The organism is Stenotrophomonas sp. CCNWLW57 (genome assembly GCF_037203925.1).
GTDB lineage: Bacteria > Pseudomonadota > Gammaproteobacteria > Xanthomonadales > Xanthomonadaceae > Stenotrophomonas > Stenotrophomonas rhizophila_A.
Genome location: NZ_JBBCBJ010000001.1, coordinates 948,182 through 970,625 on the forward strand (window position 1 = coordinate 948,182; position 22,444 = coordinate 970,625).

General features: G+C 68.1%; 23 protein-coding genes. 7 read left to right on the forward strand and 16 right to left on the reverse strand.

Annotation, left to right across the window (positions count from 1 at the left end):
• Positions 1 to 15: 15 nt before the first annotated feature.
• The 4 genes from V9K91_RS04180 to V9K91_RS04195 are packed head-to-tail and all read right to left on the reverse strand — an operon-like array spanning position 16 to position 2,070.
• Positions 16 to 273, reverse strand: coding sequence for an acyl carrier protein (locus tag V9K91_RS04180; protein WP_068854458.1), 258 nt, complete (start codon positions 271 to 273; stop codon positions 16 to 18).
• A 19-nt stretch (positions 274 to 292) separates the two neighbouring features.
• On the reverse strand, positions 293 to 553 hold the full coding sequence (locus V9K91_RS04185; protein WP_068854459.1) for a phosphopantetheine-binding protein: 261 nt from the start codon (positions 551 to 553) through the stop codon (positions 293 to 295).
• Positions 540 to 1,343, reverse strand: coding sequence for a lysophospholipid acyltransferase family protein (locus V9K91_RS04190; protein WP_336442750.1), 804 nt, complete (start codon positions 1,341 to 1,343; stop codon positions 540 to 542). Before V9K91_RS04190 ends, V9K91_RS04185 begins: the two co-directional genes overlap by 14 nt.
• Positions 1,336 to 2,070 carry a beta-ketoacyl synthase chain length factor gene (locus V9K91_RS04195; protein ID WP_336442751.1) on the reverse strand — a complete coding sequence of 245 codons (735 nt, stop codon included), beginning with the start codon at positions 2,068 to 2,070 and terminating at the stop codon, positions 1,336 to 1,338. The genes V9K91_RS04190 and V9K91_RS04195 overlap by 8 nt, the downstream gene beginning before the upstream one ends.
• A 178-nt stretch (positions 2,071 to 2,248) precedes the next feature.
• Here V9K91_RS04195 and V9K91_RS04200 point away from each other — a divergent pair, with 178 nt between their 5' ends.
• Positions 2,249 to 3,271, forward strand: coding sequence for a pteridine-dependent deoxygenase (locus tag V9K91_RS04200; protein WP_336442752.1), 1,023 nt, complete (start codon positions 2,249 to 2,251; stop codon positions 3,269 to 3,271).
• 36 nt (positions 3,272 to 3,307) lie between these two features.
• On the opposite strand, the gene cydB is transcribed toward V9K91_RS04200, so the two are convergent.
• Both cydB and V9K91_RS04210 read right to left on the reverse strand, forming a co-directional pair.
• Entirely contained in the window at positions 3,308 to 4,321 is a 1,014-nt protein-coding gene (gene cydB, locus V9K91_RS04205; RefSeq protein ID WP_068854461.1) for a cytochrome d ubiquinol oxidase subunit II, read from the reverse strand.
• 1 nt (position 4,322) lies between these two features.
• Positions 4,323 to 5,720, reverse strand: a complete 1,398-nt coding sequence (locus tag V9K91_RS04210) for a cytochrome ubiquinol oxidase subunit I (RefSeq protein ID WP_068854462.1) — start codon at positions 5,718 to 5,720, stop codon at positions 4,323 to 4,325.
• Between the two features lie 297 nt (positions 5,721 to 6,017).
• Here V9K91_RS04210 and V9K91_RS04215 point away from each other — a divergent pair, with 297 nt between their 5' ends.
• Genes V9K91_RS04215 through hemF form a run of 4 tightly spaced genes read left to right on the forward strand, consistent with a single transcriptional unit; the run spans position 6,018 to position 10,378 of the window.
• Complete coding sequence (locus V9K91_RS04215) at positions 6,018 to 8,384, forward strand: S9 family peptidase (RefSeq protein WP_336442753.1); 2,367 nt, start codon at positions 6,018 to 6,020, stop codon at positions 8,382 to 8,384.
• Positions 8,381 to 8,800 (forward strand): NUDIX domain-containing protein, encoded by a 420-nt coding sequence (locus tag V9K91_RS04220; RefSeq protein WP_306987261.1) that lies wholly within the window; start codon positions 8,381 to 8,383, stop codon positions 8,798 to 8,800. Before V9K91_RS04215 ends, V9K91_RS04220 begins: the two co-directional genes overlap by 4 nt.
• Before the next feature lie 27 nt (positions 8,801 to 8,827).
• Positions 8,828 to 9,433: a tetraspanin family protein gene (locus V9K91_RS04225; protein WP_336442754.1), complete on the forward strand. Its 606-nt coding sequence runs from the start codon at positions 8,828 to 8,830 to the stop codon at positions 9,431 to 9,433.
• A 39-nt stretch (positions 9,434 to 9,472) separates the two neighbouring features.
• Positions 9,473 to 10,378 (forward strand): oxygen-dependent coproporphyrinogen oxidase, encoded by a 906-nt coding sequence (gene hemF, locus V9K91_RS04230; RefSeq protein ID WP_217537503.1) that lies wholly within the window; start codon positions 9,473 to 9,475, stop codon positions 10,376 to 10,378.
• 42 nt (positions 10,379 to 10,420) lie between these two features.
• Here hemF and V9K91_RS04235 read toward each other — a convergent pair whose 3' ends face one another.
• The 3 genes from V9K91_RS04235 to polA form a co-directional block, all read right to left on the reverse strand.
• On the reverse strand, positions 10,421 to 10,999 hold the full coding sequence (locus tag V9K91_RS04235; RefSeq protein ID WP_336442755.1) for a hypothetical protein: 579 nt from the start codon (positions 10,997 to 10,999) through the stop codon (positions 10,421 to 10,423).
• Positions 11,000 to 11,153: 154 nt separating this feature from the next.
• Positions 11,154 to 11,630, reverse strand: a complete 477-nt coding sequence (locus tag V9K91_RS04240; RefSeq protein WP_068847823.1) for a YetF domain-containing protein — start codon at positions 11,628 to 11,630, stop codon at positions 11,154 to 11,156.
• A 334-nt stretch (positions 11,631 to 11,964) separates the two neighbouring features.
• The gene (polA, locus tag V9K91_RS04245) at positions 11,965 to 14,736 is read right to left on the reverse strand and encodes a DNA polymerase I (protein ID WP_336442756.1); all 2,772 of its coding nucleotides are present in this window, start codon (positions 14,734 to 14,736) and stop codon (positions 11,965 to 11,967) included.
• A gap of 97 nt (positions 14,737 to 14,833) precedes the next feature.
• Between polA and V9K91_RS04250 the strand changes: the two genes are divergently transcribed.
• On the forward strand, positions 14,834 to 15,121 hold the full coding sequence (locus V9K91_RS04250; protein ID WP_068847828.1) for a DUF2782 domain-containing protein: 288 nt from the start codon (positions 14,834 to 14,836) through the stop codon (positions 15,119 to 15,121).
• A gap of 19 nt (positions 15,122 to 15,140) precedes the next feature.
• Positions 15,141 to 15,380 carry a hypothetical protein gene (locus tag V9K91_RS04255; protein WP_068854463.1) on the forward strand — a complete coding sequence of 80 codons (240 nt, stop codon included), beginning with the start codon at positions 15,141 to 15,143 and terminating at the stop codon, positions 15,378 to 15,380.
• Position 15,381: 1 nt separating this feature from the next.
• On the opposite strand, the gene V9K91_RS04260 is transcribed toward V9K91_RS04255, so the two are convergent.
• The 7 genes from V9K91_RS04260 to V9K91_RS04290 form a co-directional block, all read right to left on the reverse strand.
• Positions 15,382 to 15,828: a universal stress protein gene (locus V9K91_RS04260; protein WP_068847830.1), complete on the reverse strand. Its 447-nt coding sequence runs from the start codon at positions 15,826 to 15,828 to the stop codon at positions 15,382 to 15,384.
• 71 nt (positions 15,829 to 15,899) lie between these two features.
• Positions 15,900 to 17,261, reverse strand: a complete 1,362-nt coding sequence (locus V9K91_RS04265; protein ID WP_336442757.1) for a hypothetical protein — start codon at positions 17,259 to 17,261, stop codon at positions 15,900 to 15,902.
• Positions 17,262 to 17,310: 49 nt separating this feature from the next.
• Positions 17,311 to 17,592: a hypothetical protein gene (locus V9K91_RS04270; protein ID WP_336442758.1), complete on the reverse strand. Its 282-nt coding sequence runs from the start codon at positions 17,590 to 17,592 to the stop codon at positions 17,311 to 17,313.
• Between the two features lie 218 nt (positions 17,593 to 17,810).
• Positions 17,811 to 18,365: a hypothetical protein gene (locus V9K91_RS04275; RefSeq protein ID WP_336442759.1), complete on the reverse strand. Its 555-nt coding sequence runs from the start codon at positions 18,363 to 18,365 to the stop codon at positions 17,811 to 17,813.
• A 51-nt stretch (positions 18,366 to 18,416) separates the two neighbouring features.
• Positions 18,417 to 18,740: a low molecular weight protein tyrosine phosphatase family protein gene (locus V9K91_RS04280; protein ID WP_336442799.1), complete on the reverse strand. Its 324-nt coding sequence runs from the start codon at positions 18,738 to 18,740 to the stop codon at positions 18,417 to 18,419.
• A 15-nt stretch (positions 18,741 to 18,755) separates the two neighbouring features.
• The gene (gene uvrD / locus V9K91_RS04285) at positions 18,756 to 20,948 is read right to left on the reverse strand and encodes a DNA helicase II (RefSeq protein ID WP_068847841.1); all 2,193 of its coding nucleotides are present in this window, start codon (positions 20,946 to 20,948) and stop codon (positions 18,756 to 18,758) included.
• Positions 20,949 to 21,019: 71 nt separating this feature from the next.
• Positions 21,020 to 22,435 (reverse strand): FAD/NAD(P)-binding protein, encoded by a 1,416-nt coding sequence (locus V9K91_RS04290; RefSeq protein WP_336442760.1) that lies wholly within the window; start codon positions 22,433 to 22,435, stop codon positions 21,020 to 21,022.
• Positions 22,436 to 22,444 lie beyond the last annotated feature (9 nt).

Genomic DNA, 22,444 nt, shown 5'->3' on the forward strand with positions numbered 1-22,444 from the left:
CTTCAGCGGCGGCCGTCAGGCGGCCGCTTGCCCGGGCAGCAGCCCATGCACCACATCGACGATGTCCTGCACGGTGCGGACCGCCTTGAAGGCTTCCGGCTGCAGGTTGCGGCCGAGCAGCGGCTTGAGCTGCACGATCAGGTCCACGGCATCGATGCTGTCGATGTCCAGGTCGTCGTACAGGCGGGCCTGGGGCGTGATGCGCACCGGTTCGATCTCAAAGCTGTCCTTGAGGATCTTGACGATGCGATCGAAAAGTTCGTTCTTGGTCATGGCAAATCCTGAGACGCCGTTAAGACTGCTGGCGTGCGGCGACAAACTCGCCAAGGGCACGCACGCTGGAAAAATGGCGACGGGTCTCTTCCGAGTCGGCGGACAGGCTGACACCGTACTTTTTCTGCAGGGCCAAACCAAGTTCAAGCGCGTCGATCGAATCCAGGCCCAGCCCCTCCACGAACAGGGGTGCGGCGGCGTCGATGTCGTCCGGAGTGATGTCTTCCAATGAAAGCGATGAAATGATCAATTCCTTGATCTCGTGCTCAAGTGCCTGCACGGCTTGGTTCTCCAGCGAAGTCAAAGTAGTGGGCAAGGTGATCGGTCACGCGCCGGGCCGCCAAGGCATCCCCCCTGGGCGTATCGTCGGCCCCGGTCAGGAACGGGGCGATCGGGAGATCTTCCCCGACTTCCAGCTGAACGTGAAAACGCCGTGATGGCACACGATACCATTTCTGGCCCTTGGTCAGGGTAGGCGGGGTGCAGGTGATCCTGACCGGGGTAATGTCCAGCCGGCCCCGCACGGCAATGTTGGCGGCGCCGCGTTGCAGCCGCAGCGGCTGTCCCGGGACAGTGCGGGTGCCCTCCGGGAAGATCACCAGGGTGCCCCCGGCCTTGACGGCGGCGATGCAGTCATCGATCAGCCCCGCCCCGTCGCTATTGGCCACGTAGCCGGCCGCGCGGACCGGGCCGCGCATGAAGGGGTTGCAGGCGACAGCCTGCTTCACGACGCAATCGGCGTTGGGCAGCTGGGCGATCAGCAGCACCACGTCGATCAGGGTGGGATGGTTGGCCAGGATCAGCAGACCGTTGCGCTGCAGGCGTTCCGCGCCCCGGATCTCGTACGTCATCACCCCCAGCCAGCGCATCAGCGCGACATGGCTGGCGAAACTGAATTGGACCAGCCGGCGCGCCAGGGTGCGCCGCCGGGCCGTGTGACGGACCAGCAGCAGCAGCGGAAACAGCAGCCCACCCAGCAGCAGCCCGCCGATCCCGAAGGCGGCGAAACTGACGCCGGTGCCGACCACGCGCCAGGCGTGGTCGAGGCGGGCGCGCCAGCGCTCAGCCATGGCGCTGCCAGGACCACTGCTGGCCATCGGCCTGGAACTGCAGCGCCGGCTCGCCAGACAGCAGGAAGCGCAGCGCGTCCAGGCTGTGCGGCAGCGCGCCGGGCGGGCTGTCCTGCCCGCCCCGGCCCCAGCCCAGCGACAGCCGGGTGCCCGGCGCATCGGCGCGGGCCAGCCGCCAGCACCAGGCGAAGAAGGGGTCAGGCTCATCGGCGAACCCGGCGTACACCGCCGGCAGCGGCGATTCGTAGGCGATCACGCGCACTTCCGGGGCGCCATCGGCGAGCAGCCCGAAGGCCTCCACGCAGGCGGCCTCCACCGTGCCCCGGCCGCCGGCCAGGGCCAGGTAGTTGCCGCGCTGGCCGCGCGCGATCGAATACAGCGCCGCCACCGCGTTATGCACCGACAGGCCGAAGCCGGTGGGCGACATCGGGGAATCCTGGCGCAGGGTATCGAGCAGTTCCATCGAACGGGCCACGTCGCCATGCCGGGACGCGAACACCAGCGGCACCTGGCCGGCATCGTCGGGCTGTTCGCACCAGCACGCGGCCTGGATGGCCATGCGGCCCAAGCGCTCGATGCGGCGGCGTTGCATGGCCGGCACTTCCGGCAACGCGGGCGTGTCGTCGCCTTCGGGCAACGTCGGTGCGTGGGCCCACGCCTGCCAATCCGATTTCGTGGTCAGTCCCGGTGCCCAGGCCGACCAATCCACAACAGAGAACTCGATCATTCACGCCAACATGGTTATGGGCACCTGGACAGCACGAGCCTTGGCGGCAACGCGGATCGGCTCCCCCATTCCAGCCGGCCCACGCCTGTCTTCGACATCGTCCGGCGTGTTCGGCACGCCGCGAAAGGAGCGCACGCTATCATGACACCCTCGGCACTGGCAGTTTTCACAATCTGAAATGAGTAGCACGATCCACAGCGTAGCGGCCGCGCAGGTCCTTTCTCCCTCGGCAGACCCCGCGCTGTTCCGTGCGTTTTATGCCCCCGCTGCTGAACGCGATGCCGCCCTGGCCGACCCGCGCACGCTGGCCGTGTTCGGCTTTTCAACCGCTGCCGCGCCCTGCGACGATCCGCGCTGGCTGCAGGTACCGCTGGCCGAACAGGGCCCGGCGCAGGTCGAGATCTGGCAGGGCTCCAGCCCGGTGCAGCACGGCGAGCGCGACGGCGTGCGCTGGTCGGCCAACGACACGTTGCTGTTCGGCGCGATCGAAATTGACGAGGTCGCCGGCGATATCGAGTCGGCCGCGGCAGACGCCTACGCTCGGATGAGTGGCTTTCTGGCCAACTGCGGTTTCCCGCACCTGCTGCGCACCTGGAACTACCTGGACGCGGTGACCGAAGGCGACGGCGACCAGGAACGCTACCGGCGCTTCTGCGTGGGCCGGGTGCGTGGGCTGCGCGAGCTGGACGAGGCCGCCCTGCCGGCGGCCACCTGCATTGGCCGTTTCGATGGCGTACGCCGCCTGCAGGTGTACTGGCTGGCGGCCCGCGAGGCCGGCCTGCCGCTGGAGAACCCGCGCCAGGTCAGCGCGTTCCGCTACCCGCGCCAGTACGGCCCGCAGTCGCCCAGCTTCTCGCGCGCCCTCCTGCCGCCGCTGGCGACCGGGCTGCCGCTGTTGCAGTCGGGCACGGCCGCCATCGTTGGCCATGTCTCGCAGCACACCGGGTCGGTGGCCGAGCAGCTGGAAGAGACCCTGACCAACCTGCAGAGCCTGGTGGACGCCGCGCGCCTGCAAAGGCCGGGGTTGCCGGCTGCGCTGGGCGCGGAATCCGTGTTGAAGGTGTATGTGCGCCGGGCCGAGGACATGCCGGCGGTTGCAGCGCGGTTGGCCGGACTGCCGGGCAGCCCTGCCTTCGTGGTGCTGCACGCCGAGGTGTGCCGCGCCGAATTGCTGGTCGAGATCGAAGGCCTGCACGGGTGACGCGCGTGACGACCAACGGTCGTCACGCGGACCCGGTCAATGGTATCCGGCGTCCGCGCGGACCTTGCCGCGGAATACGCGGTACGACCACGCCGTGTAGCCCAGAATCACCGGCAGCAGCACCACCAGCCCGACCAGGCTGAAGCCCATCGACGAGGCCGGCGCCGCCGCCTGCCACAGGGTCATGCTGGGCGGCAGCAGGTAGGGCCACATGCCCAGCACCAGCCCGATGAAGCCGAGCACGAACAGCGCCAGCGTCAGCAGGAACGGCGGCAGGTCGCGGCGCGGGTGCATGGCGCTGCGCCACAGCGCCACCGCTACGCCAAGGGTGAGCAGCGGCACCGGCGACAGCCACCAGAAGTTGCCGTCGCTGAACCAGCGCGCCATCAGGCGCGAATCCAGGAACGGCAGCCACGCACTGACCAGCCCCATGAACACGATCACCGCCACCACCAGCGGCCGGGTCAGGGTGCGGGCGAAGGTCTGCTCGCGGCCTTCGGTCTTCAGGATCAGCCAGGTGCTGCCCAGCAACGCATAGCCGAACACCACCGCCGCGCCGGTCAGCATCGAGAATGGGCTGAACCAGCCGAACGGCCCGCCCACGTACTGCCCGTCCACCACCTGCAGGCCCTGCACCAGCGCACCCAGGATCACGCCCTGGGCAAACGCGGCCAGCACCGAGCCCAGCCCGAAGGCCACGCTCCACAGCCGCCGCGAACGGTGCGCCTTGAAGCGGAATTCAAACGCCACCCCGCGGAACACCAGCGCCACCACCAGCAGCAGCACCGGCAGGTACAGCGCCGACAGCAACGCCGCATAGGCCTTGGGGAAGGCGGCCATCAGCCCTGCCCCGCCCAGCACCAGCCAGGTTTCGTTGCCGTCCCAGATCGGCGCGGCGGTATTCATCATCACGTCGAGCTGTTCTTCATCCTCGGCCATCGGCGCGAGGATGCCGATGCCCAGCACGAAGCCATCCAGCACCACGTACATCAGCACGCCAAAGCCGATCACCGCGAACCATGCCACCGGCAGCCAGGTCGTCATCTCCATGTCAGCGCTCCTCCAGCGGTTCGTCGGCACCGGACAGCGGCCGCGCCGGGGTGTGGCTGCCGTCTTCGATCGGCGGTTGCTGGTCGTGCGGCTTGGGCCCGGTACGGATGATCTTGACCAGGTACCAGATGCCCCAGCCGAACACGAACGCGTAGCCGACGACGTACACGCCCAGCGACAGCGCGGTCATCCATGCGCTCTGCGGGCCCACCGCATCGGCGGTGCGCAGCACGCCGTAGACCACCCACGGCTGGCGGCCCATTTCGGTGACGAACCAGCCCGACACCAGCGCGATGAAGCCGCTGGGCAGCATCCAGTTCCAGCCGCGCACCAGCCAGCGCGATTCCAGCAGGCGGCCGCGCCACCACTGGAAGGCCGAAGCCCAAGCCAGCAGCAGCATCAGCGTGCCCAGCCCGACCATGATGCGGAAGGCGAAGAACACCGGCACCACCGGCGGCCGCTCGCTGGCCGGAACCGAGGTGAGCGGCTCAAAGGTGCCATCGAAGGAATGGGTCAGGATGAGGCTGCCCAGGCGCGGAATGGCAATCTCGAAGTCGTTGCGCTCGGCCTTCTCGTTGGGCACCGCGAACACCACCAGCGGCACGCCTTCGCCCTCGCCTTCGGCATGCCAGTGCGCTTCCACCGCCGCGATCTTCATCGGCTGGTGCTTGAGCGTGTTCAGACCATGCATGTCGCCCACGAAGATCTGCACCGGCACGGTGAGCGCGGCGAAGGCCACCGCCGCCAGCAGCATGGTGCGCCCGGCTTCAACATGCCTGCCCTTGCGCAGGTACCACGCCCCCACCCCGCCGATCACGAAACAGGTGGTGATGAACGAGCCCAGCGCCATGTGCGCCAGCCGGTACGGGAAGGAGGGGTTGAACACGACCTGCCACCAGTCCTGCGGCACCACGATGCCATCGATGATGGCGTGCCCGGCCGGGGTCTGCAGCCAGCTGTTGGACGAGAGGATCCAGAAGGTGGACACCAGCGTGCCCAGCGCCACCATGCAGGTGGACAGGAAATGCAGGCGCGGCGAGACCTTGCCCCAGCCGAACATCATCACGCCCAGGAAGCTGGCCTCCAGGAAGAACGCGGTGAGCACTTCATAGGTGAGCAGCGGCCCGATCACGCTGCCGGCCACCTGGCTCAGCCGCGGCCAGTTGGTGCCGAACTGGAAGGCCATGACGATGCCGCTGACCACGCCCATGCCGAAGGACACCGCGAAGATCTTCTGCCAGAAGAAGTACAGCTCGCGCCAGATGGGCTTCTTCGTGCGCAGCCACTGGCCCTCCACGAAGGCCAGCCAGCTGGCCGTGCCGATGGTGAAGGCCGGAAACAGCACATGGAAACTGATGACGAACCCGAACTGGATCCGCGACAACAACAACGCGTCCACGCGACGCCTCCGCAGCATTCTCTGGAATCCGCACCAGTCTGGGCCGATTTCCGTGAAGAGGGCATGCGACCCGGTGACGCGCTGCTTCACTTTGTCGCAGCCGGTAGGTATCGACCGTTGGTCGATACGGCGTGTCCGGCGCCAGGAGCCCGGCGCGGTGCGCCGCCGCACGACCAACGGTCGTGCGCTACCGGTGGGGAGCCGATCATGGCGGGCATGGCCCATGACCTGTGGCCCCTTCCTCACCTCGTTGCGGCTGCTACGCTTGGCGGGTTTTCCTTTACGGTGCTGCCCGCAATGCCCAGAACGCTGCCCTTGTCCCTGCTGCTGCTTGCCGCCCTTGGCGGCGCGGCCCACGCGGCACCGACGCCGATCACCATCGAACAGGCCATGGCCGACCCGGACTGGATCGGTCCGCCGGTCGAGAGCGCCTGGTGGTCGTGGAACAGCCAGCAGGTGGAGTACCAGCTCAAGCGCACCGGCAGCCCGGTCCGCGATACCTTCCGCCAGCCGGTCAACGGCGGTACCGCCACCCAGGTCGCCGATGACCAGCGCGGCAGCCTGGACGTGGACGCCCCGGTGTACGACAGCGCCCGCCAGCGCAGCGTGTTCGTGCGCAACGGAGACGTGTTCCTGCGCGACCTGCGCAGCGGCGCGCTGACCCAGCTCACCCGCAGCACCGAGAAGGCCAGCGCGGTCAACTTCGCCCGCGACGGCGGGGTGATCTGGCGCACGGGCCAGAACTGGTTCCACTGGACCGCCGCCGGTGGCGTGCAGCAGGTGGCCAGCCTGAAGGCCGAAAAGAATCCGGACGATGCGCCCAAGGCCGACGTGCTGCGCGACCAGCAGCTGCGCACCCTGGCCACGCTGCGCAACGACCGCGCCCAGCGCGACGCACTGAAGGAGCAGGAAGCCAGCTGGCGCCGCGCCGACAGCACCCGCGCGCCGGGCCCGGTGTACCTGGGCGCCGATGTGGAGATCGTCGACAGCGCGCTGTCGCCCGATACCCGCAGCCTGATCGTGGTGACCAAGCCGAAGAGCTTCGATGAAGGCCGCGGCGGCAAGATGCCCAAGTACGTGACCGAATCGGGCTACGAGGAGTTCGAGGACACCCGTACCCGCGTGGGCCGCAACGACCCGGAACCGAACGCGCTGTGGCTGGTAGACGCCGTCACCGGCACGGTCAAGCCGCTGTCGCTGGACAGCCTGCCGGGCATCGGCACCGACCCGCTGGCCGCGCTGCGCAAGGCCGCCGGCAAGGACGCGCTGAAGGGCAGCCGCCCGGTGCAGGTGCTGGGTGGCCCCGGCGCGCCGGGCATCCGCTGGAGCAATGACGGCCAGCAGGCCGCGATCCTGCTGCGCGCCAACGACAACAAGGACCGCTGGATCGCCAGCGTCAGCCCGGCCGAGGCCAAGCTGCAGACCCGCCACCGGCTCACCGACGCGGCCTGGATCAACTGGAGCTTCAACGACTTCGGCTGGTCCAACGACAACCGCACGCTGTGGCTGCTGTCCGAAGAGTCCGGCTACTCGCACCTGTACACCCAGCAGGGCACGGCCAAGCCGCAGGCGATCACCAGCGGCAAGTGGGAAACCTCGATGCCGGTGCCCAGCGCCGATGGCCGTGGCTTCTACGTGCTGTGCAACCAGCAGGCCCCGGGCGACTACGAGGTGTGCGCGGTGGATACCGCTTCGCGCCAGGTGCGTGAGCTGACCTCGCTCAACGGCGTGGAAGACTTCTCGCTGTCCCCGGACGGCCAGCAGCTGCTGGTGCGCTACTCCGGCGCCTACCTGCCGGCGCAGCTGGCGGTGGTGCCCACCGCGGGCGGCCAGGCCAAGGTCCTGACCGACACCCGCACTGCTGCCTTCAAGGCCCGCGAGTGGATCCAGCCCAAGCTGGTGCAGGTGCCGTCCAAGCACGGCGCGGGCGTGGTCTGGGCCAAGTACTACGGCCCGGAGAACCTGGAGCCGGGCAAGAAGTACCCGATCGCCATGTTCGTGCACGGCGCCGGTTACCTGCAGAACGTGCACCAGCGCTACCCGGCCTACTTCCGCGAGCAGATGTTCCACAACCTGCTGGTGCAGCAGGGCTACGTGGTGCTGGACATGGATTACCGCGGCAGCGAGGGCTACGGCCGCGACTGGCGCACGGCGATCTACCGCAACATGGGCCACCCGGAGCTGGAAGACTACAAGGACGGCTTGGACTGGCTGGTGGCCACCCAGCAGGGTGACCGCGACCACGCCGGCATCTACGGCGGCTCCTACGGCGGCTTCATGACCTTCATGGCGCTGTTCCGTTCGCCGGGCACCTTCAAGGCCGGCGCCGCGCTGCGCCCGGTGGTGGATTGGCACCAGTACAACCACGGCTACACCGCCAACATCCTCAACACCCCGGACATCGACCCGGAGGCCTACCGCGTCTCCTCGCCGATCGAATATGCCGAGGGCCTGCAGGACCACCTGCTGATCGCGCACGGGATGATGGACGACAACGTGTTCTTCCAGGACTCGGTCAACCTCACCCAGAAGCTGATCGAGCTGCACAAGGACAACTGGAGCATCGCGCCCTACCCGCTGGAACGCCACGGCTACGTGCGTGCCGATTCCTGGCTGGACCAGTACAAGCGCATCCTCAAGCTGTTCGAAGAGAACCTGAAGTGAGCCACGACGCGGCGACGATACGGATCGTCGCCGCGGTCATCACCGATGCCGCCCGGCGCGTGCTGGTGGTGCGCAAGCACGGCTCGGCGGTGTTCATCCAGCCGGGCGGCAAGCCCGAGCCGGGCGAGGCACCGCTGGCCGCGCTGGCGCGCGAGCTGGACGAGGAACTGGGCGTGCAGCTGGACCCCGCCACGGCGGTGCCGCTGGGCGCCTACAGCGACTGGGCGGTGCATGAAACCGGCTGCCGGGTGCACGCCGAAGCCTGGTGGGTACAGGTGCTGGGCACCCCACAGGCGCGGGCGGAGATTGCCGAACTGGCCTGGGTGCCGTTGCGGCCACCGCACGGGCGCCGCTTGGCACCGTTGAGCGAAGACCATATCCTGCCGGCGGCCGCGCGCGTGATCGCGCCGGGCTGACCCCACCGCACACTGCCAGGACACCGGATGTCTTCGATTACGCCCCCGCTGCTGCCCGTTGCCCATCCGCGCCCGAAGGGGGATGGCACCCCGACCTTCCTTGCCCCGCTGGCCAAGTCGGTGTTGGTGGTGTGCATCGTGTCGGCCGTGTGCTGGGCCGGTGGCGCAGTGCTCGCCGCGCTGCTCGCCCAGTCGGCCTGGTTGAAGGACCTGCTGGACGGCGCCGACCTGTCCTGGATGCCGTCGTCGCTGCGCTGGTTCGGCCGGCATGCGGTCGCGGTGAACGTGGGCATGCTGGTCCTTTCCCTGGTGGGGGCTGCGGCATGCTGGGGCCTGCTGCGGCGCAACCGCTGGGCACTGTGGACCTTCATCGTGCTGCTGGTGGTCACCGCGCTGCTGAATTTCGTCGGTGCGTGGGTGATCGACGAGGTATTCCGCCAGCTGATCGTGCACCTGCCGCCGCACGCAGACGCCGATGCCGGCCAGCTGCGCCGCGACCTGCAGATGCAGCGCGTGATCTACACCGGCCTGACCGTGCTCACCGCGCTGGCGTTCGCCGCACTGCACGCCTGGCTGGTGGCCCGCGTGCTGCGCCCGGACGTACGGCGATGGTTCGCCGCAAAGGCCCGGTAGATCGAGGCCTGCCTCGCTGCCCTGCGGTAAAGTAGCCGCATGAACGAATTCGAGCGCGTACGCAGCTACCTGACCGACCTGCAGGACCGCATCTGCGGCGCGGTCGAGACCGCCGACGGCCAGGCCCGCTTCACCGAAGACCTCTGGCAGCGCGCCGAGGGCGGCGGTGGCCGTACCCGCATCCTGCGCGATGGCGCGGTGTTCGAGCAGGCCGGTATCGGCTTCTCCGACGTCTCCGGCACGCGTCTGCCGCCGTCGGCCTCGGCAAACCGGCCGGAGCTGGCCGGCGCCTCGTGGCGCGCCACCGGCGTGTCGCTGGTGTTCCACCCGCTCAATCCGTACCTGCCCACCACCCACGCCAACGTGCGCTACTTCAGCGCCGAGCGTGATGGGCAGCAGGTCGCGTCCTGGTTCGGCGGCGGCTTCGACCTGACCCCGTTCTACCCGTTCGACGAGGACGTGCAGCAGTGGCACCAGGCCGCCCACGACCTGTGCGCCCCGTTCGGCGAAGAACGCTATGCGGCGCACAAGCGCTGGTGCGACGAGTACTTCTTCCTGCGCCACCGCAATGAAACGCGCGGCGTGGGCGGGTTGTTCTTCGACGACCTGCATGGCGACTTCGAACGCGACTTCGCCTACCTGCGCGCGGTGGGCGATGGCTTCCTGCAGGCCTACCTGCCGATCGTGGAACGCCGCAAGCACACCCCGTACGGCGAACGCGAGCGCGAGTTCCAGCTGTACCGGCGGGGCCGGTACGTGGAGTTCAACCTGGTGTACGACCGCGGCACGCTGTTCGGGCTGCAGAGCGGCGGGCGCAGCGAAAGCATCCTGATGAGCCTGCCGCCGCGCGTGCGCTGGGAGTACGGGTTCCAGCCCGAGCCCGGCAGCGCCGAAGCGCGTCTGGGCGATTACCTGGTGCCGCGCGACTGGGTGGCGGGCGCGTAGCGCGGGCGGGTTACGAGGGGCGCAGCCACGCAGGGCGTGGCGCTACGGGCGTTGGAGCATGGCCGCGTACTCGGCCTGCAATTTCGGCAGCTTTTTCGCGTAGTGCAGGTAATTGCGTTCGGCCATGGATCTGTCTTCGCTGGCGCTGTCATCGAACAATCCGCCACCGCAGAAGTTGCGCAGCACCTGGTGGCGAACGAAGCGGTCCACAGCATCCTCGAGCATGATGTCGTGGGCCTTGACCAGCTTGATTTCATTGCGCGCGATGCGTTTCAGCAGCTTGTTCAGTTCGCGGGCCTGGACCTGCGGGTGTTCGGGGGCGGTGGACGCATACGCGTACGCGTACGACGGCGAGGACGATGCGCCCGGCTCGTTGGCGACGTTCTGTGGAATGGCGCGCGAGTCCGGCAGTCGTCTTGAGGCGTCCTGCCCCGCCGCCTGGGCGTAAGTGGGCAGTCCCCCGTCTGGCCCGATGACCTGGTCATACGTCGGAGGCGTATCGTCCGTATGCGGCGTATCGTTCCCGTGCAGAACTGCACCCGGGCGTTCCAGATAGACAGAGACCCACCGCCGGGTCGTGGAGCTCGATGAGAGCGTAGTGGTAACGGCATCAAGGGGCATCGCAGGCATCTCCATTGCGCGGGCCGACCGGACGGCGGCCGCTGATACCGGCGATTCCAGCAGCAGGCTTCCGGCTGCGCTTCCAGGTTTTGATCGTTGGCGGCCGACGGTACCCGGGCGAGGATGACCAGCCTGGGCCGGCCAACGGCCGGCGCTACCGCTTCTGGGTCACGATGGTGATGTGGCCGTTGATTTCCAGCAGCGCCATGGAGACTTCGCTGATGTGTGCGCAGCCCTGCTGGCGCATCGCCGCCTCCACGTCGGCACGGGTCACCAGTTCGCGCCGCAGCACCGAGTCCAGCAGCTTGCCGTCGCGGGCGATCAGCACCGGTTCGCCTTCCACCAGCGCTTCAACGCGGCGGCTGCGCTGGCTCAGCCAGCCCACGGCGTAGTTCAGGGAGATCAGGGTGGCCGCCAGCAGCAGCCCGCCGCCCAGCGAGGTGTCCTTGCCAAGCAGCGCGTTCTGCACCGCGTTGCCCAGCAGCACGATCAGCAGCACGTCGAACGGGGTGATCTGGCCCAGGGCGCGCTTGCCCGACAGGCGGACCATGCCGAGCACGACCACATACACCACGACGGCGCGCAGGATGAATTCCCACCAGGGCATGGCCAGGTCGAACAGGTCGCTCATGCGAACCCCGCAGAAGAGAGAGTGCCTGAAGCATACGGGTAGCGCCGGCCGTTGGCCGGGCTCCTGAAAATAAAAAGCCCCGCCGACCAGGGGGAGGTCAGCGGGGCCGGGGAACGGGCGCTTGGGGAGGAGCCCCCGTTCCGAGATCTGCTCCAGGGGATGGGAGAGATCCACAACAGGCATTGCGCCTGTCGAGGTCTATAAAAGCACCTCGAACATTGATAGTTCGTGAAGGGCGCCAATTAATACTGCGGTGAAACCTAAAACATTCATCGAAGAGTCAGTTTATCGGCCCGCAATGAACCAATTCAGCTTATTCAACGTGATTCACGTCTCAATGCGCCTCATCCCAGTTATCCCCGACCCCGGCATCCACCACCAGCGGGACGCGTAATTGAGCTGAAGACGACATAAGCTCGACCACCTGCGTGCGCAAGGTTTCCAGAAACTCGCTTTCGGTTTCGAATACCAGTTCATCGTGCACCTGCAGAATTATCCGGGCGCGGCCGCCCTGGCCCTGCAGCCAGTCGTCCACCTTCACCATGGCCCGTTTGATGATGTCCGCGGCGGTGCCCTGCATGGGTGCATTGATCGCCGCGCGCTCGGCGCCGGCGCGCAGGCCCTGGTTGCGCGCGTGAATATCGTTCAGATACAGCCGGCGGCCTTCGATGGTTTCCACATACCCCTGGTCGCGGGCCTGCTGGCGCATGCGCTCCATGAAGTCGCGCACGCCGGGGTAGCGACTGAAGTACAGCGCCACGTAATCCTGCGCCTGGCCCCGGTCGATGCCCAGGTTACGGGCCAGCCCGAACGCGCTCATGCCGTACATCAGGCCGAAGTTGATGGCCTTGGCGGCGCGGCGCTCGTTCGGGGTGACCTCGTCCAGCGCGCGGCTGAATACCTCCGCCGCGGTGGCACGGTGCACATCCACCCCCTGTTCGAAGGCGCGCACCAGGCCCGGGTCCTCGGACAGGTGGGCCATGATCCGCAGCTCGATCTGCGAGTAATCGCAGGCCAGCAGCTTGTATCCGGGCGGGGCCACGAAGGCGCGGCGGATGCGGCGGCCGTCCTCGGTGCGGATCGGGATGTTCTGCAGGTTCGGGTCCGACGAGGACAGCCGGCCGGTGGCCGCGCCGGACTGGTGGTAGCTGGTGTGGACCCGGCCGGTGTCGGGGTTGACCATCTCCGGCAGTTTGTCGGTGTAGGTGCTGCGCAGCTTGGCCAGCCCGCGGTACTCCAGGATCACCCGCGGCAGCTCGTGCTGTTCGGCGATCGCCTCCAGCGCCTCTTCGTTGGTGCTGGGCTGGCCTTTGGGTGTCTTCACCAGCGCGGGCAGCTTCAGCTCGTCGAACAGCACTGCCTGCAGCTGCTTGGGCGAGTCCAGGCTGAAGGTGCGCCCGGCCAGTTCGGTGGCCTTCTGCTGGGCGGCCAGCATGCGCGCGCCCAGGTCCTGGCTCTGCCGGCGCAGCTCGGCGCTGTCGATGTACACGCCGTTGGCTTCGATCCGGGCCAGAACCGGCACCAGCGGCATTTCGATGCTGCGGTACACATTGTCCAGCGCGGCCGATTCCAGCAGCTGCGGGTGCAGCACGCGGTGCAGGCGCAGGGTGATGTCGGCATCTTCGGCCGCATAGCGGCTGGCTTCGTCCAGCCCCACCTGCGAGAACGGGATCTGCTTGGCCCCCTTGCCGGCGACGTCCTCGAACTTGATCGTGGTGTAGCCGAGGTAGCGCATCGCCAGCGAATCCATGTCGTGGCGGGTGGCGGTGGAATTGAGCACGAAGCTTTCGAGCATGGTGTCGTCGTGGTAGCCCTGCACGTCCACGCCGTGCCGGCGCAGCACGTGCAGGTCGTACTTGCCATGCTGGCCCACCTTCTTCTTTTCCGGGTTCTCGAGCAAAGGCCGCAGCGCATCAAGCACCTGCTGGCGCGGCAGCTGCGCAGGGGCGCCGGGGTAGTCATGCCCGACCGGAATGTAGGCCGCACGGCCTGGCTCCACCGCCAGGCTGATGCCGACCAGGTTGGCGCGCATGGCATCGAGCGCGTCGGTCTCGGTGTCGAAGGCGATCAGCTCGGCCGCCTCGGCGCGGGCCACCCAGGCCTGCAGCTGCTCGGTGGTGAGCACGGTCTCGTATTCGCCCGGGGCCGACAGGGCCGCATCCAGGGCCGGGGCCGGCTCGCTGGCCGCGCCGCGCGCGTAGCCGGCGGCGGTGCCGCGCAGGCTCACCGGCGCGTCGCTGGCCGCCGCAGGGGCCGGGACCGGGCCACCCAGCTCCTTCAGCGCCTGGGTGAAGCCGTAGCGCAGGTAGAGCTCGCCCAGTGCCGGCACGTCCGGGTCGCGCAGCGCCAGGGTCTGCGGGGTGGCGTCCAGCGCCACGTCGGTGCGGATGGTGACCAGTTCGCGGTTGAGCGGCAGACGCTCCAGCGCGGCACGCAGGTTTTCGCCGATCTTGCCCTTCATGCCAGGCGCTGCGGCCATCACCCCGTCCAGGGTCTGGTACTCGGCCAGCCACTTGGCGGCCGTCTTGGGGCCGCACTTCTCCACGCCGGGCACGTTGTCCACGGCGTCGCCCATCAGCGCCAGCAGGTCGACGATCTGGTCGGCGCGCACGCCGAACTTGTCCATCACGGTAGCGTCCGAATCCATGCGGCTGCCGGTCATGGTGTTGACCAGCTCGATGCCCGGGCGGACCAGCTGGGCGAAGTCCTTGTCGCCGGTGGAGATGGTGACGGTCATCCCGTCGCGGTGGCCCTGCAGCGCCAGCGTGCCGATCACATCGTCGGCTTCCACCCCGGGAATGCGCAGGATGGTCAGGCCCAGCGCCTCGACGATCTGGCACATCGGCTCGATCTGCGGGCGCAGGTCGTCGGGCATCGGCGGCCGGTTGGCCTTGTAGTCGGCGTACAGGTCGTCACGGAAGGTCTTGCCCGGCGCGTCGACCACGAAGGCCACGTACTCGGGGCGCTCCTTCAGGGTGGCGCGCAGCATGTTGACCACACCGAACAGCGCGCCGGTGGGTTCACCGGCCGCGTTGGTCAGCGGCGGAAGCGCGTGGAACGCGCGATACAGGTAACTGGACCCGTCAATCAGGACTAATCGGCTCATGCGACGATTCTACGCGCCCCGCTGGGGCCATTCCCGGCACCGGCATCACAGGGCATCGGGCATAATCCAGACTCCCCCGACCCAGGAACCGTGGCCCATGAAAACTCTGCTGCTGGCTGGACTGCTTGTGCTGGCGGGTTGTGCCACCACCGGCGGCGGCGCTGGCGTGCCCCCGGTCGATGTGCGGGGCGCCGATATCGCCAAGCGCGTGATGGACAATGGCGATGTGATCGAGGAGTACCGGGTCAGTGGCCAGCTGCGCATGGTCAAGGTCACCCCGTCGCGTGGCGCGCCGTACTACATGTACGAAGGCAGCCAGCACGGCGGCGTGGACCGGAGCAAGGATGGCACCTCGCCGGTGTACTGGAAGCTCTACAGCTGGTGAGTTGGCCCTGCCGTACCCGATGACGACTCCTGAACGACGCAAACCCATCGACCCCGCCGCCCTGCGTGCGGGGCTGAATGACGAGCAGCGCCAGGCCGTGGACACCCTGGAGCATTTCGGCTGGTCGCTGCGCTTCGTGCGCCGGCCGCTGTTCCGCGACCCGATCCCGGTGCTGTTTGACCGGGCCGGGGAACGCTACGTGGTGGTGCAGCCGGACGGCAGCCTGGACGAGTCCATGGCGTTGAAGCTGCGCCCTTAGATCACCGGATGACCAGCACCGGCACGGTGCTGCGTGCGAGCACTTCGGCGGTCTGGCTGCCGAGCAGGACCCGGGTCACGCCGCGGCGGCCGTGCGAGGTCATCACGATCAGGTCGCTGTTGCGTTCCATGGCCGTGTCGATGATGCCGTCGGCGGCATAGCGGTCCAGCACGTGCACGGTGGTGGCGCGCAGGCCCTGCGCTTCGCAGGCGGCCTTGGCCGGCGCCAGCACTTTCTCTGCGGTCTCTTCGCGGTCGGCCTTGTACTCAGGACTGTTCATGTAGCCCACGCTCCAGCCCATGGCGTCATACATGCCGACGGCCCAAGGCTCGGAGACAGTGACGATATCGATTTCGGCGTTGAGGTCGCGGGCCAGTTCCAGCCCCTTGAGCAGGCCCTTTTCGGACAGCTCGGAGCCATCGGTGGCAATCAGGATCCGCTTGTACATGGCACGCTCCTTGGCAAAGGCAGTGGGGACACCATTGCACACCCGGCGTGGAGAGCGTGCCTTGAGGCGGATCAATCCGGGCGGTCGGCCGGGGCGCGGAGCATGGCCTGCGCGGCGTCGGTGAGTTCCTGCCGGACCCTCGCCGCGCGGTCGGGATCGGCGTGCACCCAGTCGGCGATCTGCGCCGGATCGAACCGTGCCAGCAGGGCGTCGCGGCGGCGGAGCAGGTGTGCGGCCAGCTCGTCTGCCGTGGGCCACGCCGGCGCCGCCCCGCCAGGGCCTTCCGGCCAGTGGCGCTCGATGACGGCGGTGAGCGCAGGCACCGGCAGCAGCCCCAGCCGGTAGCCCATTTCGGCAAGCGTATCGGCCACAGCAGGATCGAGGGCGAGCGGTGGCCGGAACAAGCTGGCGATGCTCTCGGACTGGAACCCGTAGGGCCACGCGGTAACGTCCTGCAACGGCCCACAATCGCCACACATTACGTCGAAATGACCGACGTTGCTGACATATGAAAGAGGAACAGGGAACAGCGACGGGGGCCGTTGGGCGATGGCCACCGCCTGGCTGGCCGCTTTGGGCAGCATCGCGCCCGTCTGGAGGTCGCGGAACCCGAGCGGCCCGCAGGCGCCGAAATCCAGCGACATGCCCACCCGCACCCCGTTCCGGAGGGTGTAGCCGAAGTTCTCCAGCCGGTAGTTGAGCTGGTCCCAGTTGCACAACCAGCGCGAGGCGATGAAATGACGCAGCTGTTCGCAGCGCAGCGGTCGCGGCAGCAGGCGGTTCATCGCGTCCAGCGCGTTGAACCGGCGCTGGTCGTTGGCGGCATGCTGTTGGGCGTCCTCGCCGCGCAGTGCCCACCACTCGACACCGGCGTCGTTCAGCAGCCTGGCGTTGTCGGATACGGCCTGCGCATGGTCGGCCCGCAGCGCCTCGTAGGTGCTGCGCGCTGAAGGATCGGCTGCCGCGACCAGCGCCGCAGCCGCGTCACTGACCAGGAAATCGCCCAGGTCCTGGAAGTCCGCCTCGAAGCGTGAGCCGACATGCCGGGACCCGGTCGGCAGGCCCTCGACAGCCGCCACCAGCCCGGTGTCGGGAGCGACCAGCCCGGTGAGCTGGAACAGTTTGCCCAGCGTGACTTCCATGGCGCTGCAGGTGGCGTCGGCCGTCGCCTTCACCCGCCAGCACTCGTCGCCCCGGGTGACGATCATGGCCGGCTGGCTGCCCGCTCCCCGCCAGGGCCGCGCTGGACAGTCGGCCAGATCGAGCATCTGCGGCACCCGGGCCGGTGCGTTGTGCAGATGTGACACCACCAACGCCGGCAGCGACCGGCGCGGCGTGCGGGCCGGCTCTGGAATGCCGGCAAGGGAAGGAAGCGAAGAGGTCCGCTGGATCGCGCTGGTGATCAAGGCCCGTGCCACGGCTGGAGTGGGCACGGACACTATCAGTGTTCGGCCCGCCCGCCGCTCGGACTGGTTGCAAAGCTCACTGCGGGAGGGACGAACGCCGGCGCGGCGGACCTGTGCGGGTCAGCACCAGCGCTACCGCCGCGACCGCCGCCGCAGTCACCCAGAAGCCCCACCCCTGCAGCAGCAGATCGCGCGCTGCACTGGGCGGCGTGCAGCGCATCCGCAGCAGGTCCAGGCTGCCGCCGCTGTCCAGGCAGGCGGCAGCATGTTCGAACAGGGCCAGCACCGGTGCCGCCCAGCCCGCCGACAGCGTCAGCGCGACCAGTGCCGCCATCAGGTACGGAATTCCCTTGTTCATGTGTGTGCTCCCAGCAGACAGCGCCAGACTCTGGGCGCACGACCGGGGACCGACAAGCGGCACGCGACGAAGCGGGGGAAAACGGGGATGAGTCGCGTTCGAGCGGAGGTAGAGCCGACTGTCAGTCGGCTGCTCTCCCGTCGAATGCGCGGCCAATGGGGTGGTTGCCCCATTGCCCGGTTGCTGCGTTGCCGACCAACGGTCGGCGCTACCGCAGCTCAGGCGATCTTGATTACCCGTGCGCCCTGGCACAGCGGGTAGGTCGCCACCAGCTCGGCGATGCGCTCGCGCAGGGTGTCGAACGAAGCGCCATACAGGTACAGCGCGGTTTCGCTCGGGCCCTGCCACCAGCTGCACACTTCGCCGTGGCCGTCGATGCGCTCGACGATCTGGTCGAACACATAGTTCGAATCGCACTGTTCGTAGACCTCGTCGGGCAGGTCGGTGCCGTTGAGGTACAGGCCCAGGCCTTCGGTGATGCCGAACGAAACGTCGGGCTCGCCTTCGCGCTGGATCAGCGAACCCTTGGGGGCGCCGAGCTGTTCGAGCAGTTCGATGACGGTCGGCAATGCGGCCGCGTCATGCAGCTGGATTTCCAGGTCGCCGTATTCCACCTCGCCCTCTTCGGTCAGCGCGGTGCCACCCCCCATGATTTCGCCGACGCCGGCTGCTTCAAGCATCGCCTCGAGCGGGTCTTCGAACAGCTGCAGGCGGTGCTCGGGCTGGAGCCGGGCATTGAGTTTGACGTTGATGGCGACGGGGGTGGTGGACATGGGGATACCTGGAATCTGGTGGGAAATTGTAGCGCCACGCATGGCGTGGCCCTACAGGTGCGGAACTACCTTCTTTTTCAGCAGCTCCACCAGCTCCGACTGCATGAAGTCGTAGTCATCCGGAATATCCAGGCAGATCACCCGCTTCCCGTTCAACCACTGCCGGTACCGGCTGGCCAGCCGCGTGCGGTGCGCCTGCTCCATCACGAAGATGACATCCGCCCACTGCAGCAGCTCGGGGCTGACCGGCACATCCGCATCGGCCAGCACGCCGGCCGAGGCGGTTTCCACGCCCGGCCAGTCGGCGAACACCTGCTCGGCCGTGGGGCTGCGCAGGCGGTTCTGGCTGCAGAGGAAGAGCACATGGCGGGTCATCCGTGACACGCCCGCTCAGATCACGGTGAGATTGGCGTAGGCCATCACCAGCCACTTGCTGCCGGCCTCGGCGAACTCCACCTGCACGCGCGCGTGCGCGCCGCTGCCTTCGTAGTCGGTGACCATGCCTTCGCCGAACTTTGCATGGGTGACCATCGCGCCCAGCTTGAGCGGCGGCGCTTCCATCGCGGCGTGGCCGGCCGGGCGGCTGGCGCCGAGCGAGGCGCCCCGCGAGACCTGCACCTTGGGGCGCACTTCGTTGAGCAGCTCACGTGGGATCTCGCGCAGGAAGCGCGAAGGCACGTTGTAGTTTTCCTGGCCGTGGATGCGGCGCGATTCGGCGTAGCTGAGCACCAGCTTCTGGCGCGCGCGGGTGATGCCCACGTACGCCAGGCGGCGCTCCTCTTCCAACCGGCCGCTTTCTTCCAGCGAACGCGCGCTGGGGAACAGGCCGTCTTCCATGCCGGCCAGGAACACCAGCGGGAATTCCAGGCCCTTGGCCGAATGCAGGGTCATCAGCTGCACCCCCTCTTCGCCCGCCTGGGCCTGCCCTTCGCCGGCTTCCAGCGAGGCGTAGGACAGGAAGGCGACCAGCTCACTCATGTTTTCCGCGCCTTCCTCGACGTCGTCCTCGCGCCGGGTGAAGCGCGAGGCCACCGAGACCAGTTCGTCCAGGTTGTCCGCGCGCGATTCCGAATCCAGCGCGTTGCGGCTTTCCTTCGACCAGTGTTCGCGCAGGCCGGAACGGATCAGCACATGGTCGATGCGTTCGGCCAGCGTCATCTCACCGGCTTCATGGTGCAGCTGGTTCACCAGGCTGAGGAAACCAGCCAGCGCGTTGCGCGCGCGGGCGGCCAGCTCGTTGCCCTGGGTGGTGAGCATGGTCGCTTCCCACAGCGAGATCGCCTGGTGGCGCGCCAACCGGCGCACTTCATCCAGGGTGCGGTCGCCGATGCCACGCGTGGGCGTGTTGACCGCGCGCTCGAAGGCGGCGTCGTCGTTGCGGTTGGTCATCAGCCGCAGGTAGGCCAGCGCATCCTTGATTTCGGCGCGCTCGAAGAAGCGCATACCGCCGTACACGCGGTACGGCACCTGCTCGGAGAGCAGCGCTTCTTCAAAGGCCCGCGACTGCGCGTTGCTGCGGTAGAGCACGGCGGCGTCACCGTAACTGCCACCGTCGCGCACCCACTGGCGTGCGCGCTCGACCACGTAACGCGCCTCGTCCATTTCGTTGTAGGCCGCGTACAGGTCGATGGGGTCGCCATCGCCGCTGTCGGTCCACAGCTCCTTGCCGATCCGGTCCGGGTTGTGCGCGATCACCGCATTGGCCGCGCCCAGGATGTTGGCGCTGGAGCGGTAGTTCTGCTCCAGGCGCACGGTCTGCGCGCCCGGGAAATCCTTCAGGAAGCGCTGTACGTTCTCGACCTTGGCGCCGCGCCAGCCGTAGATGGCCTGGTCATCGTCGCCGACCACGAACACGTGGCCGCTGTCGCCGGCCAACACGCGCACGAAGGCGTACTGGATGGCGTTGGTGTCCTGGAACTCGTCCACCAGGATCTCGCGGAAACGCGAGCGGTAGTGGGCCAGCAGCGCCGGGTTGTCGCGCAGCAGTTCGTGCGCGCGCAGCAGCAGCTCGGCAAAGTCGACCAGTCCGGCGCGGTCGCAGCGTTCCTGATAGGCCGCGTAGGCCTGGCGCATGGTTTCCAGCCAGGCATCGTTCGGCTCGGGCTGGATGTGCTGCGGGCGGCGGCCTTCGTCCTTCTGCTCGTTGATCCACCAGGCGATCTGCTTGGGCGGATGCTTGCTGTCGTCGATTTCCAGCTGCTGCACCACGCGCTTGACCAGCCGCAGCTGGTCGTCCGAATCCAGCACCTGGAAGCTGTCGGGCAGCTTGGCCTCCTGGTAGTGCAGGCGCAGCAGGCGATGGGCCAGGCCGTGGAAGGTGCCGATCCACGCGCCACGGCTGCCCTGCGGCAGCTGCACGTCGATGCGGTGGCGCATTTCGCCGGCGGCCTTGTTGGTGAAGGTCACCGCGAAAATGCCGTGCATGGGCACGCCGCAGACTTCGTTGAGCCAGGCGATGCGGTGGATCAGTACGCGGGTCTTGCCGGAACCGGCACCGGCAAGCACCAGATGGTGGCCGGGCGGGGCGGACACAGCTTCGCGCTGAGCGGGGTTGAGCCCGTCGAGCAGGTGGGAGACATCCATGGCCTCATTTTACCCCGCCCGCCGCCAAGCAGGGGCAGGTCAGCCAACCGGTTCAGCCGCCACCCGGTAGGTCACGACCGTTGGTCGTGGCGCATCAGCGCGGCCGTTGCCGCCTGCTGGGCCTGCACGCGCAGTTCCGGAATGGCCAGGCTTTCCCACAAGGTGCCGATACGCAGGCTGCCGACGACCTGCACGCCCGGCTGCGGCCTGCCCTGCCCGTTCAGCAGGAAACCCGCACTGTCACTATCCAACCCCAGCCCATGCGGGCCGGGACGCGCATGGCCATCGGCCAGCAGCTGCTGCAACAGCGGGTTGCGCATGGCCAGCGCGCGGGTTTCCACGCCGGTGGCGTTGATTACGGCGCCCACATTCAACGGCGGCAGGCCACCCGCGGCGCCGTGTGCATGCAGCTGCAGGGTGCTGTCCAGCACCAGCAGTGCATCCAGCCGCGCGCGGTGGCGCTGCAGCTGACCCGATTCCTCCAGTTCCGCCAGCTGCGCATGCACCGTTTCGGCGATGCGGTGGCGGTGCACGTCCCAGTACCGCACCACGTGGCGCAGGAAACGGCGCTGGTCAGCTGCATTGAGTCCCTGCCACAGCGCCTGGCCCAGTGGGCGGATACGGTCCATCACGCCCTGCCACGGAATACCCTTCGCCGCTGCGTCGCGCACATGGCCGCGCAGCGCGCGCATGCGGGCGCGCAATGGCATCGCCAGCAGCGGCTGGGGATCGAACTTGGCGATGCCGCCGTGCGCATGTGGCAGCGGCAGCAGTGCGTGCCGCGACAGCACGTGGATGCGGCCGCGATGACCCGCCGTGGCTAATGCCACCACGCTGTCGGCCATGCTCAGGCCCGAGCCGATGATGGCCACGTCGCCATCGCCGGCCAGCAGGCGCACGCCGTCGTAATCCCACGCATCCACCACGCGGCCGGGCGGCAGGGCCTCGGCACCGGGCGCGGGCAACGGGCGCATGCTGTTGCCGCAGGCCAGCACCACCTGGCGTGACTGCCATTGCTGGCCATCGGCCAGCCGCAACGCGTTCCGTGGCGTGCCCGGCTGCAGCGCGATGACCGGCACGTGCACCACGTGCAGCGTCGCCGGGCTCTGCGCCTGCGCTTCTGCAAGGCGATGCTGCAGGTACGCCGCGTAATGGCGGCGCGGAACGAACGTCTCGGTCAGTACGTCGCGCGGGACGCCTGGCAGTGCATCGGCCTGCAGCAGGTAGTCGACGAAATCACCCGGCTGTTCGGGCAGGCCGCTCATCTTGCCGGCCGGCACGTTGAGCAGGTGCTCCGGCCACGGCGTGGCGTAGGCGATGCCTTGGGCCAGCGTGGACGCGGGCTCGAACAGGACCACCTGCAGCGGCGCGGTGGCGCTGCGCAGCGCGTTGAGCGCGACCAGCGCACCGGCCGCACCGCCGCCGATGATGGCCAGGTCGGCCTGGAGCATGAGTTCGGAGTCGGTCATGGCCGCATTGTAGGACATGCGCCCGCA